At 74.9% G+C, this 16,002-nt stretch carries 15 protein-coding genes and 1 pseudogene; 8 read left to right on the top strand and 8 right to left on the bottom strand.

Going from position 1 to position 16,002, the window contains the following annotated elements; genetic code table 11:
• Positions 1-233: 233 nt before the first annotated feature.
• From lysS to BJ989_RS04340, 3 genes are all read left to right on the top strand, one after another.
• Positions 234-1,976, top strand: coding sequence for a lysine--tRNA ligase (gene lysS, locus BJ989_RS04350; protein WP_179517151.1), 1,743 nt, complete (start codon positions 234-236; stop codon positions 1,974-1,976).
• A 268-nt stretch (positions 1,977-2,244) separates the two neighbouring features.
• Positions 2,245-2,676: a DUF3151 domain-containing protein gene (locus BJ989_RS04345; RefSeq protein ID WP_179517150.1), complete on the top strand. Its 432-nt coding sequence runs from the start codon at positions 2,245-2,247 to the stop codon at positions 2,674-2,676.
• 231 nt (positions 2,677-2,907) lie between these two features.
• Positions 2,908-3,918: a type IV toxin-antitoxin system AbiEi family antitoxin domain-containing protein gene (locus BJ989_RS04340; protein WP_179517149.1), complete on the top strand. Its 1,011-nt coding sequence runs from the start codon at positions 2,908-2,910 to the stop codon at positions 3,916-3,918.
• Positions 3,919-4,039: 121 nt separating this feature from the next.
• Here BJ989_RS04340 and fbaA read toward each other — a convergent pair whose 3' ends face one another.
• Positions 4,040-5,077 (bottom strand): class II fructose-bisphosphate aldolase, encoded by a 1,038-nt coding sequence (gene fbaA / locus BJ989_RS04335; RefSeq protein ID WP_179517148.1) that lies wholly within the window; start codon positions 5,075-5,077, stop codon positions 4,040-4,042.
• 167 nt (positions 5,078-5,244) lie between these two features.
• On the opposite strand from fbaA, the gene BJ989_RS04330 reads away from it, so the two are divergent.
• Together BJ989_RS04330 and BJ989_RS04325 are read left to right on the top strand one after the other, a co-directional pair.
• Complete coding sequence (locus BJ989_RS04330) at positions 5,245-7,413, top strand: M14 family zinc carboxypeptidase (protein ID WP_179517147.1); 2,169 nt, start codon at positions 5,245-5,247, stop codon at positions 7,411-7,413.
• Positions 7,414-7,521: 108 nt separating this feature from the next.
• A complete protein-coding gene (locus tag BJ989_RS04325; RefSeq protein WP_179517146.1) occupies positions 7,522-8,022 on the top strand; it encodes a DUF2867 domain-containing protein in 501 nt (166 codons plus the stop codon).
• Between the two features lie 9 nt (positions 8,023-8,031).
• On the opposite strand, the gene BJ989_RS04320 is transcribed toward BJ989_RS04325, so the two are convergent.
• Together BJ989_RS04320 and BJ989_RS04315 are read right to left on the bottom strand one after the other, a co-directional pair.
• A complete protein-coding gene (locus tag BJ989_RS04320) occupies positions 8,032-8,535 on the bottom strand; it encodes an SRPBCC family protein (RefSeq protein WP_218848717.1) in 504 nt (167 codons plus the stop codon).
• A 13-nt stretch (positions 8,536-8,548) separates the two neighbouring features.
• Complete coding sequence (locus tag BJ989_RS04315) at positions 8,549-9,205, bottom strand: TrmH family RNA methyltransferase (protein ID WP_179519369.1); 657 nt, start codon at positions 9,203-9,205, stop codon at positions 8,549-8,551.
• 56 nt (positions 9,206-9,261) lie between these two features.
• On the opposite strand from BJ989_RS04315, the pseudogene BJ989_RS17475 reads away from it, so the two are divergent.
• Positions 9,262-9,777 (top strand): annotated as a pseudogene (locus BJ989_RS17475) (DedA family protein); the annotation flags it as partial.
• Between the two features lie 194 nt (positions 9,778-9,971).
• On the opposite strand, the gene BJ989_RS04305 reads toward BJ989_RS17475, so the two are convergent.
• Positions 9,972-11,006: a zinc-binding dehydrogenase gene (locus tag BJ989_RS04305; protein WP_179517145.1), complete on the bottom strand. Its 1,035-nt coding sequence runs from the start codon at positions 11,004-11,006 to the stop codon at positions 9,972-9,974.
• A gap of 39 nt (positions 11,007-11,045) precedes the next feature.
• On the opposite strand from BJ989_RS04305, the gene BJ989_RS04300 reads away from it, so the two are divergent.
• On the top strand, positions 11,046-11,315 hold the full coding sequence (locus BJ989_RS04300; protein ID WP_179517144.1) for a hypothetical protein: 270 nt from the start codon (positions 11,046-11,048) through the stop codon (positions 11,313-11,315).
• A gap of 25 nt (positions 11,316-11,340) precedes the next feature.
• Here the strand turns inward: BJ989_RS04300 and BJ989_RS04295 are convergent, their stop codons facing one another.
• Together BJ989_RS04295 and pyrE are read right to left on the bottom strand one after the other, a co-directional pair.
• Positions 11,341-12,024: a DedA family protein gene (locus BJ989_RS04295; protein ID WP_179517143.1), complete on the bottom strand. Its 684-nt coding sequence runs from the start codon at positions 12,022-12,024 to the stop codon at positions 11,341-11,343.
• Positions 12,024-12,563, bottom strand: coding sequence for an orotate phosphoribosyltransferase (gene pyrE, locus BJ989_RS04290; protein ID WP_343049085.1), 540 nt, complete (start codon positions 12,561-12,563; stop codon positions 12,024-12,026). The genes BJ989_RS04295 and pyrE overlap by 1 nt, the downstream gene beginning before the upstream one ends.
• Positions 12,564-12,586: 23 nt before the next feature.
• On the opposite strand from pyrE, the gene BJ989_RS04285 reads away from it, so the two are divergent.
• Positions 12,587-13,753, top strand: coding sequence for a pyridoxal phosphate-dependent aminotransferase (locus BJ989_RS04285; protein WP_179517142.1), 1,167 nt, complete (start codon positions 12,587-12,589; stop codon positions 13,751-13,753).
• Between the two features lie 104 nt (positions 13,754-13,857).
• Here BJ989_RS04285 and BJ989_RS04280 read toward each other — a convergent pair whose 3' ends face one another.
• Positions 13,858-14,712, bottom strand: coding sequence for a hypothetical protein (locus BJ989_RS04280; protein ID WP_179517141.1), 855 nt, complete (start codon positions 14,710-14,712; stop codon positions 13,858-13,860).
• A 4-nt stretch (positions 14,713-14,716) separates the two neighbouring features.
• Positions 14,717-15,940, bottom strand: coding sequence for a hypothetical protein (locus tag BJ989_RS04275; protein WP_179517140.1), 1,224 nt, complete (start codon positions 15,938-15,940; stop codon positions 14,717-14,719).
• Positions 15,941-16,002: the final 62 nt, after the last annotated feature.

Raw genomic sequence — 16,002 nt, 5'->3', positions numbered from 1 at the left:
GCGCACCAGCCGCACCGCGGGGGATGCGACGTGCTGCGAGACGGACTACCGGGGGGTGGGACGTCGAGCTGGTGCACACAGGGCGCCGGAACCGCCGCAGGGGACGGTTCCGGCGCCCTCTCCCGTGTCGGGCCCCTCAGGGTCGAGCGGTCGGGTCGCGCTGCGGTCGTCGTCGGCCCCACCCGGTAGCGTGGCCGACCGCCCCGTCCCCCAGCCGCAGGAGCCCCACGCGCATGCCGTCGCAGGACCGACGCCCGCAGGAACTCACCGACTGGGTCGTGCGCGCCGCCGACGACGCGGTGCGCCACGCCCGCGAGCACGGCGACGCCGACCGCCCCATCACCTGCGCGTCCGGTGCGAGCCCGTCGGGCCCGATCCACCTCGGCAACCTGCGCGAGTTCCTCACGCCCCACCTCGTCGCCGAGGAGATCCGCCGGCGCGGCCTGCCGGTGCGCCACCTGCACAGCTGGGACGACTACGACCGGCTGCGCAAGGTGCCGGCCGGCGTGCCGGAGTCGTGGCGCGAGCACATCGGCCGCCCGCTGTCGGCCGTGCCGGACCCCTGGGAGTGCCACCCGTCGTGGGCCGAGCACTTCAAGGCCCCGCTGCGCGACGCGCTCGCCGAGCTCGGCGTGGAGATGGAGGAGGTCTCGCAGACCGAGCGCTACCGCGCCGGCGCCTACACCGAGCAGGTGCTCCACGCGATCCGCCACCGCGACACCGTCGAGGAGGTGCTCGCGAAGCACCGCACCAAGAAGGCCGAGCCGGTCACCGACGACGCCCAGGAGGCCGCGGCGCTGGCCGACTCGGTCGCCGACGACGACGAGGGCCTCGACGCCGTCGCGGACGGGGCGGGGGCCGGCGGGGCCGCCGGGCTCGCACGCTTCCCCTACAAGCCCTACTGCCGCCAGTGCGGGCGCGACACCGTCGAGCTCACGGCCTACGACGACGAGACCACCGACCTCGACTACACCTGCGCCTCCTGCGGCTTCACCGGCACCACCAACGTCGCCACGCAGCACGAGGGCAAGCTGGTGTGGAAGGTCGACTGGCCCATGCGCTGGTCGGTCGAGGGCGTCGACTTCGAGCCGGGTGGGCTCGACCACTCGACGCCGGGCTCGTCGTACACCGTCGGCAAGGAGCTGGTGAAGCGGGTCTTCGGCTTCCGCGCGCCCAGCTACGTCGCCTACGCCTTCGTCGGCTTCGCGGGCATGCAGAAGATGTCGTCGTCGAGCGGCGGTGTGCCCACCGCGGCCGACGCGCTGCGGGTGCTCGAGGCGCCGATCCTGCGCTGGCTCTACGCCCGCCGCCAGCCCAAGCAGGCGTTCACGGTCGACTTCGGCCCCGAGGTCGTCCGGCTCTACGACGAGTGGGACGCGCTGACGAAGAAGGCCGGCGACCCCGCCAAGCGCGACGCCCAGGTGCTGGCCTGGGAGCGCGCCACCTCGACGTCGACCGCGGGTCGGCTGCCCACGCCGCCGGTGGTCGTCCCCTTCCGCGTGCTGTCGTCGGTCGCCGACGTCACCGCCGGCTCGGCCGAGCAGATCAGCCGGATCGTGGCCTCCGTCGGCCACGACCACGACTCGGTCGACGACCTCGAGCCGAGGCTGACCCGCGCGATGACCTGGACCCAGGACTTCGTGCCCGCCGAGGAGCGCACGACGGTGCGCAGCGAGCCCGACGCGGCACGGCTCGCGGCCCTCGACGAGGACGAGGAGCTCTGGCTGCGCATGCTGCTCGACCGCATGCCCGACGAGCTCGACCTCGAGGAGACCACCGCGCTCGTCTACGGCGTGCCGAAGCTGTGCCGCGGGCTGGGTCTCGACGACGCCCCGACCGACGAGGTCAAGGCCGACCAGAAGCGGTTCTTCCGGCTGCTCTACCAGCTGCTCGTCGACGCCGAGCGCGGGCCGCGGCTGCCCACGCTCTTCCTCGCGCTCGGCGCGCCGCGCGTGCGCACGCTGCTCGGGGGCTGAGCCGGTCGGGGGGGCCGTCTGGTTCGTGGGCCAGCGGGTCGGCGCCCGAGCGCCCACCCGCGTCGGCGGTCAGAAGACCAGGATCAAGATGATGATGATGACGATCAGGGTGCCGATGCCGATGTACACGCGCTCCACCTCCTCCTGAGGTTCCCTCCCCCGCCGCCGGGGTGCCGACGGCCTGTTCTGAGGGCGGTACCCGGCAGCCCGGGGTCGATGCGCGGCGTCCACCCGCGCCCCCGTGCTGCGCGGCTGCGATGATCGGGGCATGGCACACCTCGACCTGATGGCCCAGCCGCCCGCGACCCACCTGCCCGAGGACCCCGCTGCCGCCGACCTCGCCGCCGGCACCGCCCCGGCCGCGGTGGTGCGCGCGCACCCGTCCTCGCCGACCGCCTGGGCCACCCTCGCCGAGCAGGCGCGCGACGCCGGCGCCGACGACGTCACCGTCTACGCCTACGCGCGGGTCGGCTACCACCGCAGCCTCGACGCCCTGCGCCGCAACGGCTGGAAGGGCCACGGCCCGGTCCCGTGGGAGCACGAGCCCAACCGCGGCTTCCTGCGCGCCCTCGCCCTCCTCGCCCTGAGCGCCCGCGCGATCGGCGAGACCCCCGAGTGGGAGCGTTGCCGCGACTTCCTCCGCGACTCCAGCCCCACGGCGTACGACGCCCTCCTCGCCGACGCCGACACCCCCGCCTGACCTCACCCCCCGCCCCCCAACCCCCCTCACCCAACCCCCCGGCCCCTTGTAACGCGCCGTCAGAAGCACTACCTACCCCCGACGACGGGGGTAGAGGTGCTACCAACGGCGCGTTACAGGCGCTCCGTCGGGCGGGCCGAAGAACGCGCACAGGCATCCGGGCCGGGGCGGACATCCACAGGCGTGGCCGATCCGACCCGCGACCACCGAGACGTCCGCGACGCTGCGGCCGTGGACCTCACCGCCTACGTGCCCGCCGTGCGGCAGCACGGCCTCCTCACCTGGACCCAGGCGCTCGGCGCCGGGCTCGACCCCCGCGACGTACGCCGACTGGTGGCGGCCGGCGCCTGGCTCAAGGTCCGACGAGGCGTCTACACCGACCGAGAGTCCTACGAGGCCCTCGATCCCTGGCGAGCGGCGCCGCTCCTGCGGGTGCGGGCGGCGGCCCTCGTCCTGGCGACCGACGGGGTCTTCAGCCACGACTCGGCCGCGCTGGTCCTCGGGTTGGGCGTGCCCGACGGGCGCACCGCGCTCGTGCACCGCACCCGGGCCCGGGTGTGCGGGACCCGCCTGAAGGCCGGCATCAAGCACCACGGGGCGCCCTACCACCCTGGCCAGGTCACCGTCGTCGACGGACTGAGCGTCCTCGACGGACCGCGGACCGCGCTCGACACGGCCCGCGAGCACGGCTTCGGCCCCGGCCTCGCAGCGGCGGACGCCGCCCTGCGGCTCGGCTCGTCACCCGCCGCCCTGCGGCTCGCGGCCCGAGCGATGCGGAACTGGCCGGGCAAGTCCGTGGTCGACAGGGTGGTGGACCTGGCCGACGCCGGGTCGGAGAGCTGGTTGGAGTCACTCGGTCGGGCACTGGTGCTCGACCTCGGCATCGGGCGACCCGAGACGCAGGTCGGCTTGTCCGACGGGCACCGCACGGTCTTCTGCGACTTCGGGGTCGGGCGCCACATGTTCGAGGTCGACGGCCGCGTGAAGTACGCCGCCGGCGGGCCCGACCACCGCGGTCCCGACGAGGTGCTCTGGGAGGAGAAGCGTCGACAGGACTTCATCGCCGGGTTCGGGCTGGGGGTCTCGCGCATCACGCAGGAGGACTGCGGCTCAGGTCGTCCGGCCGCCCTGCGCCGCCTCGCCCGGGAGTTCGCCGCCACCGAGGCGAGGTGGGGACGCGACGTCAGCGACCTCGCGCCGTACCGCGTCGACCGCCGCCCACTCCGCTCCGGGAACATGTAACGCGCCGTCAGCAGCACCACCTACCTCCGTCGACGGGGGTAGAGGTGCCACCAACGGCGCGTTACAAGAGCCGGGGGCTGAGGCGGGAGCCGGGACTGGGCGGCGGGCCGGTGGGGCGGGGTCAGGAGGCGGAGAGGGAGGTGCCGGCGGAGCGGAGGTGCTCGCAGGCCTCGACGATGCGGGCGGCCATGCCGGCCTCGGCGGCCTTGCCCCAGGCGCGGGGGTCGTAGGCCTTCTTGTTGCCGACCTCGCCGTCGACCTTGAGCACGCCGTCGTAGTTGCCGAACATGTGCGCGGCGACCGGGCGGGTGAAGGCGTACTGCGTGTCGGTGTCGACGTTCATCTTGATCACGCCGTAGTCGACGGCCGCGCCGATCTCCTCGGCCGTCGAGCCCGACCCGCCGTGGAAGACCAGGTCGAAGGGCTTGGCACCGGCGTCGAGGCCGAGCTCGGCGACGACGGCCTCCTGCGCGGCCTTCAGGATCTCGGGGCGCAGCTTGACGTTGCCGGGCTTGTAGACGCCGTGCACGTTGCCGAAGGTCAGCGCGGTCAGGTAGCGCCCCTTCTCGCCGACGCCGAGGGCGCGCACGGTCGCGAGCGCGTCGTCGGGGGTGGTGTAGAGCTTCTCGTTTATCTCGTGGGCGACGCCGTCCTCCTCGCCGCCGACGACGCCGATCTCGACCTCCAGCACGATCTTGGCGGCCGCGCACGCGGTGAGCAGCTCCTCGGCGATCTGCAGGTTCTCCTCCAGCGGCACGGCCGAGCCGTCCCACATGTGCGACTGGAAGAGCGGCGCCTCGCCGCGGTCGACGCGCTCCTGCGAGACCGCCAGCAGCGGACGGACGAAGCCGTCGAGCTTGTCCTTAGGGCAGTGGTCGGTGTGCAGCGCGATGTTGACGGGGTAGTTCTTCGCCACCTCGTGGGCGTAGGCCGCGAAGGCGACCGAGCCGGCCACCATGTCCTTGACCGAGGGGCCGGAGAGGTACTCCGCGCCGCCGGTCGAGATCTGCACGATGCCGTCGGAGCCGGCGTCGGCGAAGCCCTTGAGCGCGGCGTTGAGGGTCTGCGACGACGACACGTTGATCGCGGGGTAGGCGAAGGCCTGCGCCTTGGCCTGGTCGAGCATCTCGGCGTAGACCTCAGGGGTGGCGATGGGCATCGTCGGGCTCTCCTCGGGGCTGCGGTGCGGGTGCGCGCGGGCGTGCGGCGTACGACGCGGCTCACCCTAGACCCCGCGGCTCACCCGCTGCCTCACGCATCCGGGCGCGTGACCACAGCCGGGTTCGCGCGTTGAGGTGGGCACGACCCCACCCCCAGGAGCCCGTCATGACCCCCCTCCGCACCACCCGTCCCCGCCGGTTGCGCACCCTGGCCGCCTCCGGGATCGCGGCCCTCGCCCTCGGCGTCTCCGCCCTCGCCGTGCCCGGCGCGCTGACCAGCGCCCAGGGCACCGTGGGCACCGCCGACGTCTTCCACCCCCAGCTGCTCAAGGTGGACACCCCCACCCGCGCGGCCAAGACCCGGCTGTCCAAGCTCGGCCTCGACCTCACCGAGCACGCCGGCCACGACTACGTCGAGGTCGTCGTGCACAGCCCCCTCGACCTGGTCGCGCTCACCGCGGGCGGCTTCACCTACGACGTCGAGATCGAGGACATGCTGCTGCGCGAGGCGCAGAACAACCGCGCCAACGCGGAGTACGCCGCGGAGATGGCCGAGCTCGGCCTCAGGTCCGCGCTCCCCTCGGGCCGCACCAGCTACCGCACGCTGGCCGACTACAACGCCGACATGGACGAGCTCGCGAAGAAGCGCACCCTGGTCAAGAAGTTCGCGATGCCGCGCCCCAGCCTGGACGGCCGCACCATCTACGGCGTCGAGATCGGCAGCGACGTGCGCCGCCCCTCGACCGGTCGCCCCACCATGGTGCTGATGGGCGCCCACCACGCCCGCGAGTGGCCCTCGGCCGAGCTCGCGATGGAGTTCGCGACCGACCTGGTGCAGAGCTACGGCAAGAACCGACGCATCACCCGCCTCCTCGACCGCGCCCGCGTCGTCGTGGTGCCCGTCGTCAACGTGGACGGCTTCGAGCTCTCCCGCACCGACGGCGCAGCCGTCGACCTCCGCGAGGTCGACAACGGCGGCACGGTGACCATCCTCGGCACCCCCGGCCAGGCCTACAAGCGCAAGAACTGCCGCATCGTCGACGGCCAGGACACCCCCGACGGCTCGTGCCGCCTCACGCTGAACAGCAACGGCGGCTTCGGCCTCGGCACCGACCTCAACCGCAACTACGGCGGCTTCTGGGGCGGCCCCGGCGCGGCCGGCACCCTGCCCGACCCGAGCAGCGACCGCGTCGCCGGCCTGCCCGACCCGACCTACCGCGGCGCGGCGCCCTTCTCCGAGCCGGAGACGCAGAACGTGCGCGACCTCATCGCCGGCCGCCAGGTCACGATGATGATCAGCAACCACACGTTCTCGAACCTCGTGCTGCGCCCCAACGGCGTGAACCCGACCACCATCGCCCCCGACGGCATCCCGGTCGGCAACGCCCCCGACGAGGAGGGCCTCAAGCGCCTCGGCAAGCGGATGACCGACCAGAACGGCTACCGCAACATCCACGGCTGGGAGCTCTACGACACCACCGGCACCACCGAGGACTGGTCCTACAACGCCACCGGCGGCTACGGCTACACCTTCGAGATCGGCCCCGACGAGTTCCACCCTCCCTTCGAGCAGGTCGTCGGCTTCTACCGCGGCACCGGCAAGTACGCCGGCAAGGGCAACCGCGAGGCCTACCTCATCGCCCTCGAGCACACCGTCGACACCCGCTTCCACGGCACCCTGCGCGCCAAGCAGAAGCTGCCGAAGGGCACCGTGCTCACGCTGAGCAAGAAGTTCCGCACGCCCACCTGGGAGGACAGCTTCGCCGACGGCGTCAGCTCCTCGATCACGGTGCCGCGCAGCGGCCGCTTCAGCTGGGTCGTGAACCCCTCCACCCGGCCCGTCGTCCGGCCGCGCACCTTCCAGGCCTACGACGACGCGCCCTACAAGAGCCAGACCTTCGTCGGCGGCCCCACCACGCCGGTCGTCGGCACTGCCGACCACGAGTTCACCGTGCCGGCGACGGCCGACCTGCTCAAGGTCGACCTGACCTGGGCCACCCCGGACGACCTCGACCTCGAGATCTACCGCAAGACGGCCAGCGGTGAGCTGGAGGAGGTCGGCGGCTCGGGCAACGCCCCGGCCACGGTCGAGTCCGCCCAGATCGTCGACGCCGCGCCGGGCACCTATGTCCTGCGGGTCGTCAACTACGCCTCGGTGACCCCCACCTACGACCTCACCGCGGCGCTCTTCGACTCCGTCACGAAGCGCACCAAGGGCAAGGTCGAGCGCTACACGCTCACCTGCTCGCGCGGCGGCAAGGTCCTCGGCCGCACCTCGGTGCTGATCGACCGTGGACAGACCAAGGCGCTGAACCTGGCGACCTGCCGCCGCTGACCCACCCCGCAGCACCCCGCACCACCCCCGCAGCGCCCCGCACCACCCGCTTCACCCCCGCTGGCCCGGGTGGGTCGCCCCGCGACCCGCCCGGGCTAGCGTCGTCTCGTGTCGTCGACCTCCAGCCGCCGCAGCAGCACCGCCCCCGTCGAGCCGGCGGCCGCCTGGCGCGTCGTGGCCAGCGGCGAGGACCGCGACCAGTGGTACGTCGACGCCGCACCGTTCGTCTTCCGCGCCGGGGTCGACCGGCTCGTGGGCGGCACCGGGGCCGACGCGCCGCCGCCGGGGCGCCCCCTGCTCGCCGCCGGCGACGACGCCGGCTTCTGGACCGTCACGGCGGCCGACGCCCCGAGCACCACGACCGGCGGCACCGCCCCCGGACGTCTCGAGCTGGTCGCCCGCGTGCGCGCACCCGGCCGCGTCACCCTCACCGTCGAGGTCACCGCCGGGCCGCGGCCGGGCACGAGCACGGTGACCACCACCGTGCACCTCGCGCCCCGCGGCCTCGTCGGCGCGGCGTACCTGCTCGTCGACCTGCCGGCGCGCGAGACGCTCACGGCCCTGGTGCACCGCCGGCTGCTGCGCGACGTGCGCGCCGCACGCGCCTAGCCCTCCGACCTACGGCGCGGCGACCGACGCCTCGGCCAGGCGCTTCAGGGTCGCGAGGGTCTCCGGCACGCCGGTGCGGGCCTCCTCCGCCCGCTGCGCGATGACCCGCGGGGCGTGCTCGGCGTACTTGTCGTGGAAGAACTCCTGGCCCGCGGTCGTGAACTCCCAGTCCTCGCGCAGCGTGGTGCCGTCGCCCTCGGGGGTGAGCACGTAGCCCCAGCGCACCAGGCCGCCGTTGACCTCCCAGCGGAACTCGCGCGGCGCGTCGGCGGCGGTCACCGTGCAGGTCGTGTCCCACGAGCGCTCGCCCGAGGTGTTGTGCCCGGTGAACGTCGCGCCGACCACCGGCCCGTCGGCCACGACGGCAGGGTCGTCCCACTCGCAGGCGGTGCACACCGAGCTCCACTCGCCGGTGCGGCCGACGTCGGTCACCAGGGCCCAGACGGCCTCCGGCGGCGCGGCGACGTGCACGGACTCGGACAGGGTCATCGGCTCGGGTGCGGTCTGGCTCACAGCCACACCGTAGTCAGCCGCGCCAGGCCGCGTCGCCGCCGAGGTCGGCGTGCGCACGCACCCACGCGTGCATCGCGATCGCCGCGGCCGCCGAGGCGTTGATGGAGCGGGTCGAGCCGAACTGCGCGATCGAGAAGGTGCCGTCGCAGACCTCCCGCGCCCGCCCCGACAGGCCGGGCCCCTCCTGGCCGAAGAGGAAGCACACCCGGGCGGGGACGGTGGCGGTCTCGAGCGGCAGCGACCCGGGCAGGTTGTCGATCCCGAGCAGCGGCACGGGCCCGCCGGGCAGGCCGCGGAGGTAGGCCGCGAGCGCCGGCACGTCGGCGTGGTGCCGGACGTGCTGGTAGCGGTCGGTGACCATCGCCCCGCGCCGGTTCCACCGCCGGTTGCCCACGATGTGCACCTCGGCGGCGAGGAAGGCGTTGGCGGTGCGCACCACCGTGCCGATGTTGAAGTCGTGCTGCCAGTTCTCGATCGCGACGTGGAAGCCGTGCCGGCGGGTGTCGAGGTCGGCGACGATCGCCTCCAGGCGCCAGTAGCGGTAGCGGTCGACGACGTTGCGGCGGTCGCCCTCGGCCAGCAGCACCGGGTCGTAGCGGGGGTCGTCGGGCCAGGCCGCGGGCCCGCCCGGCCACGGCCCGACCCCCACCTCGGGCACCCCGTGCGGCATCGGGTCGTACGGCGCTCGCTCGTCGTCCACGGAACGGCAACCTAGTCGCCACAGAAATGGTCCGGACCGGCTGCGCCGCGGCGCGTACGCTGGCGGACGTGGCGCTCCTCGACCCCTTGCTGCTCGGGCTCGAGTGGATGGAGCTGGGCTACTGGCTCGACGTCTTCGGCGCGGCGCTCTTCTGGGTGGGGCTCGCGGTGATCTTCGTGGAGTGCGGCCTGCTCTTCCCGTTCCTGCCCGGCGACACCCTGCTCTTCGGCATCGGCCTGTTCATCGCGACCGGCGACGTCGACGTCACGCCCTTCGGGCCGGGCGGCGAGCTCGCCGTGGCACTGCTGCTCATGGTCGCCGCGGCCTTCGGCGGCAACGTCGTCGGCTACGAGATCGGCCGCGCCGTCGGCCCACGGCTCTACGAGCGCGACCGACGCCTGCTCAAGCGCCGCCACCTCGAGCGCACCGAGGAGTTCTTCGACCGGCACGGCTCGGCGGCGCTGGTCGGCGGCCGCTTCGTCGCCTTCGTGCGCACCTTCGTCACCGTCGTGGCCGGCGCGACCCGGATGGACCGGGCGCGTTACCTGCTGTGGAGCTTCGTCGGCGCGGTGCTGTGGGTCGTCTCGATCACCGCGCTGGGCTTCTTCCTCGGCGCCTCGGTGCCAGGGCTCGGCGACAACCTCGAGCTGGCGCTGCTGGTCGTCATGGCCTTCTTCGCGCTCCCGCTGGTGTGGGAGTGGTGGCGCGGTCGTCGGGCGGCGGTGGCCGTCGCGGGTCAGGGCACGACGACGGTGATCCCGGCCCCGCGCGCCGGGTCGCCCATCGCGACCAGCGCCGCGGGCGCCTCGTCCAGCCCAACCACCCTCCCGACGAGCGCGCCGGGGTCGACCGCCCCCTGAGCGACCAGGGCCAGCAGCCCCGGGTAGTCGGCCGCGGCCATGCCGTGCGAGCCGTGCACCGACAGCTCGTGCGCGACGACCGGGCCCATCGGCAGCGGGGGCGTCGCGTGTGCGCCGAGGAGCAGCCCGACCTGCACGTGGCGCCCCCGGCGCCGCAGGCAGGTGACCGACGCGACCGCGGTCGCGCTGTGGCCCACCGCGTCGAGCGACACGTGGGCGCCGCCGGAGGTCGCCTCGCGCACCGCCGCGGCCGCGTCGACCACGCTCGGGTCGAGCAGCACCTCGGCGCCCAGCGCGCCGGCCAGCTCGAGGGCGTCGGGGCTCGGGTCGAGCGCCACGACGCGGGCGCCGAGGGCACGCGCCAGCTGCAGGGCCGAGAGCCCGACCCCGCCGCACCCGTGCACCGCGACCCACTGCCCGGCGGCGACCTGGCCGTGGGCGGTCAGGGCGCGGTACGCCGTGGCGTAGCGGCAGCCGAGCGTCGCCGCGGCCACCAGGTCGACCTCGTCGGGCAGCGCCACGAGGTTGAGGTCGGCGGCCGGCACGACGACGAGCTCGGCGAAGGAGCCGGGGTAGGTGAAGCCGGGCTGCTGCTGGTCGGGGCACACCTGTGCCTCGCCGGCGCGGCAGTGCTCGCAGCGCCCGCAGCCGCAGACGAAGGGCGCGGTGACCCGCTCCCCGCCGCGCCAGCGGGTCACGTCGGCACCCACCTCGACGACCGTGCCGGCGAGCTCGTGGCCGGGCACCATCGGCAGCGGCACCGGGTCGTGGCCCTGCCAGGCGTGCCAGTCGGAGCGGCAGACGCCGGTCGCGCCGACGCGCACGACGACCCCGTCGGCCGGGCAGACGGGGTCGGGCAGGTCTGCCACGACCGGCACCGCGGCGTAGGCGTCGTAGGTCACCGCGCGCACGGGCGCCTCCGGCGGCTCGGGGTGGGTACCGCCCCCGGCATGAGCGAGCAGCAGGACGCGGCCGGCCGCACCGAGCGCGACGAGCACGACGAGCACCGCGACGAGGAGCGCGCCCACGAGCGGGCGGGGTCGGTCGCCGAGGAGGCGCGGGTCGGCGCGGCCGACCCGGAGGCGCAGGCCGAGGCGATCCTCGAGGAGTCCGACGAGCGCACCGACGACCCGTCGGGCACGCGCGAGACGTACCACCAGACGCCGGGCGACGACGAGCCCGGCTCGGGGCGCGCCGACACCACGATCACGAACTCCTGAGGGTCGCGGGCCGAGCGCGGGGCACTCACCGCTCCGTGGGCCCGGTGTGGCGGGCGGCGCGGATGGAGCGGATGCGCCGGACGGCGAACCACGCGACGCCGAGCGCGACGGCGGCGACCACGGCGTACTGGACGTAGCCGGCCACGGACTCCGCCTGGGTGTAGCGGTCTCCGAGCCAATAGCCCGCGAGCACGAAGACGGTGTTCCAGATCGCGCTGCCCGCGGTCGTGAGCACCAGGAAGACCAGCAGCGGCATCCGCTCGACGCCCGCCGGCACCGAGATCAGGCTGCGGAAGATCGGCAGCATGCGGCCGAGGAAGACCGCCTTGCGGCCGTGGCGCTCGAACCACGCCTCGGTGCGCTCGAGGTCGCGCTCGTCCACCAGGGGCAGCCGGTCCCACAGCGCGTGGACGCGGTCGCGCCCGAGGGCGGCGCCGATGCCGTAGAGCAGCAGCGCGCCCAGCACGGACCCGGCCGTCGTCCACACCAGCACCGGCGCCAGGCCGAAGCGGCCCTGGCCCGCGGTGAAGCCGGCCAGCGGCAGGATCAGCTCGCTGGGCAGCGGCGGGAAGAGGTTCTCGAGGAAGATCAGGACGCCGGCGCCCACCGGGCCGAGCGCCTCCATCACGTCGGCCGCCCAGCCCGCGACGCCGGTGAGCTCCTCGCCCGACCCGCCGGACGCGGCGTACGACGTGAGGGCGAGGCGCATCAGAGGGCGGCGCGCGCGGCGTCGAGGTCGGCCTTGGTGAGCACCGAGCGGAGCTCGAGACCGACGTCGGCGAGGGGGTTCTCCTCGCCCGGGCTGCGGTCGATGGCGCAGACGACGACCTCGACCACCGCGCCCGCCTCGCGCAGGGCGCGCGTCGCGTCGCGCACCGCGCCGCCGGTGGTGACGACGTCCTCGATGAGCGTGACGCGGCGGCCCTCGACGGGCGGGCCCTCGGCGAGCTTGCAGGTGCCGTACTCCTTCGCCTGCTTGCGCACGAAGAGCGCGGGCGTGCCGGTGATGCCGCTGACCGAGGTGGCGATCGGGACGCCGCCGAGCTCGAGACCACCGAGCAGCTCGGTGTCGTGCGGCAGCAGGTTGACCACCTCCCGCGCCACCCGCGCCAGCAGCAGCGGGTCGGCCTCGAAGAGGTACTTGTCGAAGTACTCGGTCGCGACCTGGCCCGAGCGGAGCGTGAACTCGCCGGTCAGCCGGCACGTGGCGTCGATGTCGCGGGCGAGGTCGGGGTCGGTCGCAGTCACGGCCGACAGCCTACGGTGGCCCCATGGCAGCGGACGTGCTCGCCCAGCGGCTCCAGGGCATCCCCCCGACGGTCTTCACGCAGATGTCGGCGCTGGCCCAGCGCACCGGCGCGGTCAACCTCGGACAGGGCTTCCCCGACGAGGACGGCCCGGCCTCCGTGCTCGAGCGGGCGGCCGCGGCACTGCGCGAGGGGCGCAACCAGTACGCCCCCGGCACCGGCGTGCCCGAGCTGCGGGAGGCCGTCGCGCGCCACCAGCAGCGTCACCACGGGATCGACCTCGACCCCGCGACGGAGGTCTGCGTGACCACCGGGGCGACCGAGGGCGTCGCCGCGGCGCTGCTCGCGCTGGTCGACCCGGGTGACGAGGTGCTGCTGCTCGAGCCGTGGTACGACTCCTACGCCGCCATGGTGCAGGTCGCGGGCGGCGTGCGGCGCGGCGTGACGCTGCGGGCGCCCGACTTCCGGCTCGACGCCGCCGCGCTCGAGGCTGCCGTCACCCCCCGCACCCGGCTGCTGCTGCTCAACACCCCGCACAACCCCACCGGCACGGTGCTGACGCGGGCGGAGCTGGAGGCGGTCGCCGAGGTCGTGCGGCGCCACGCCCTGCTCGTCGTCACCGACGAGGTCTACGAGCACCTGGTCTTCGACGGCCACCGGCACGTGCCGCTCGCGACACTGCCGGGGATGCGCGAGCGGGTGCTCACCCTCTCCAGCGTCGGCAAGTCGTGGTCGCTCACGGGGTGGAAGGTCGGCTGGGCGACCGGCCCCGCCCACCTCGTCTCCGCGCTGCTCGCGGCGAAGCAGTGGCTGACCTTCACCTCCGGCGCTCCCCTGCAGCCGGCGGTCGCGCACGCCCTCGACGCCGAGTGGGAGTGGCCGCGGCGCCTCGCGGTCGACCTCCAGCGACGCCGCGACCTGCTGTGCGAGGGGTTGGCGGCCGCCGGCCTCGAGCCGCGGGTGCCCGAGGGCACCTACTTCGCCACCACCGACGTCTCCCACCTCGGCTGGGACGACGGGCTCGCCTTCTGCCTCGCCCTGCCCGAGCGCGCCGGCGTGGTCGCGATCCCGACCCAGGGCTTCCACGACTCCCCCGCGGGCGACCACCTCGTCCGCTGGGCCTTCTGCAAGACCGACGCCGTCGTCACCGAGGGCGTGCGGCGGCTCGCGGCGGCCGAGCTGCGGGCGTAGGCCCGGGGCCCTGTCGGAGTCACCGGTCGACCGGTGACTCCTGCACTGGTGGCCCGAGAACTCGGGGCACAAGTGCAGGACTTGGCCCACAAGTGCGGAGCCGGTCAGCCCCAGGGACGCTGCACGGGCCGGTCGTCGTCGGGCCCGGACGCACCCCCGGCCTGGCCCTGCTGCTGCTGCTGCGGCTGCTGCGACGACTGCTGCTGCGGGGCCTGGGCCGGGTACGACGGGTAGCCGGGGTAGCCGTAGCCCTGCGGCGCGCCGCCGTACTGCTGCGACCACTGCTGCGGGTCGTGCGGCTGCTGCTGCCAGCCCCCCTGCCCGCCGGGCGCGCCGTAGCCGCCGTGGGGGGCGGAGCGGCGGGCGTACCAGTCGCCGGCGCCGCCGGCGAAGAGGCACACGATGGTGGCGATCGAGGCCGCCAGCGGCAGCACCGTGACGACCGAGGTGATGCCGACCAGGCACACCAGCGCGCTCAGCGACGCCGAGACCACCAGACCGATGCGGCCGGCCTGCGAGCGGCGCAGGGCGAGCGCGGCGAGCACGATCGCGACGACGCACCACAGCGCGAAGACGCCCAGCACCGCGACGACCAGGCCGTAGGCGTCCTCGACGTCGATGCCGGTGCCGGCGAAGCCCGGCTCCTCCACGATCGCGTCGAGCACCTGGCCGCGCGCCGCGAGCATCCCGACGAGGCCGAGGCCGAAGAGCAGCAGCGCGAGCCCGGCGAAGACGAAGGTCGTCACCGCGGCGGCCACCACGGTCGCGGGCCGCTGGTCGGGGTCGCGCGGCGCGGCGTACGCCGAGGGGTAGGGCTGGGCGCCGAACCCACCCGCCGCGTAGCCCGGGGCCTGCCCCTGCTGCGGGCCCTGCTGCGGGCCCTGCTGCGGGCCCTCCGGCCCACCCCGCGAGGGGCCCTGCGGCGGACCGGGCTGGTGGGGCGGGTGCTGCTCGCTCATGGGGTCATCGAACCACGTCGCGGCGGAAGAACGCGCGCGACTCCGAGCGCAGCAGGCAGGCCACGACGACCGACCCGGCGAGCATCGGGACCACCATGGCCGGGGCGCCCGGGCTCGACAGCAGGCTGAGGACGGTCGCCAGCACGGCGCTGGCCAGCAGGGCACCGCGTGCCCACCGGTCGCCGCGGAAGGCGAAGCCGGCGACCACGGCGGCCGCCACGCACCAGGCCACCGTGAGCCCGCCGAGCACCCACAGGCCGCTCAGCAGCTGCTCGCGGGACACGCCGCCGTCGAGCAAGCCGGGCTGCTGCTCCAGCGCCGACTCCACCAGCAGGTCGGGCGCGAGCGCGAGGGCGACCAGGCTGATGCCGGTCAGCAGCCCGACCACCGCCGTCGTCACCCAGGTCAGCACGCACGCGACCGTGACCGCGGCGGGACGGCGCGGCTCGTCGCGACCGGGCCAGGGGGCGTACGGCGCGCCCCACGGCTGCTGCTGGCCGCTCGGCCCCGCGGGGCCGGGGTGTGGGCCGGGGTGGGCGGCACCGTGGTCGACGGGTGCACTCGCGCGGACGGAGCCGAAGCCGTCGTAGGCACGCGGCCCGCCGGCAGCCGACTCCCCGGGCCCCGGGGCACCCACGGGGGCGAGCGGGCGCTGCTCCGCGGCCGGGGCGCCGGGGTCGGCCGGGGTGCCCCGGTCTGCCGGGCCGTCGGTGGTGGCGCCAGGTCGTGCCTCCTGCCGCGGCAGCGGGTGCGGCGGCCGGCGTCGCGGCGGCTCGAGGCCGCGGCGCGGCGGCGCCTCGACCCCGTCGAACCACGCGCGCGTCGGCTGCACCCACAGCAGGGCAGCGGCCGTCGCGACGACGACGGCGACCAGGCCGCCGACGACGGTGCCGGCAATGAGCAGCGGCACCGCGAGCGCGGAGACCGCGACCCGCGCCTGGCGGTTGCGCTGCAGCACCTGCCAGCCCAGCACGGCGATGGCCGCGGCGCAGGCGCCCGTCACGAGGGTCAGCGCGTGCATGAGGTCGAGCACGCCCTCCACGCCGAGCCCGAGCCCGGAGGCCGGCGGCTCCGCCAGCATCTCCTCGACCTGCTCGCGGCTCTCGAGCGAGCGCAGCGAGGAGACCGACTCGAAGGCGCTGAGCACGACGAAGGCGCCGCCCACGACCAGCGCCCACCCCGCTGCCGAGGCCTGGGGCGGGCGGGCGGGCGCGTCCTTGCTGCTCACCGGCTCATTGCACCACGCGCCGCCAACCGGCGCCGGGGGCGACCCGGCGCCGGTCGGCGGCT

The organism is Nocardioides perillae (assembly GCF_013409425.1).
GTDB classification, from domain to species: domain Bacteria; phylum Actinomycetota; class Actinomycetes; order Propionibacteriales; family Nocardioidaceae; genus Nocardioides; species Nocardioides perillae.
Note: the sequence above shows the minus strand (reverse complement) of the source record. Positions and strands in the feature narration are given on the sequence as shown.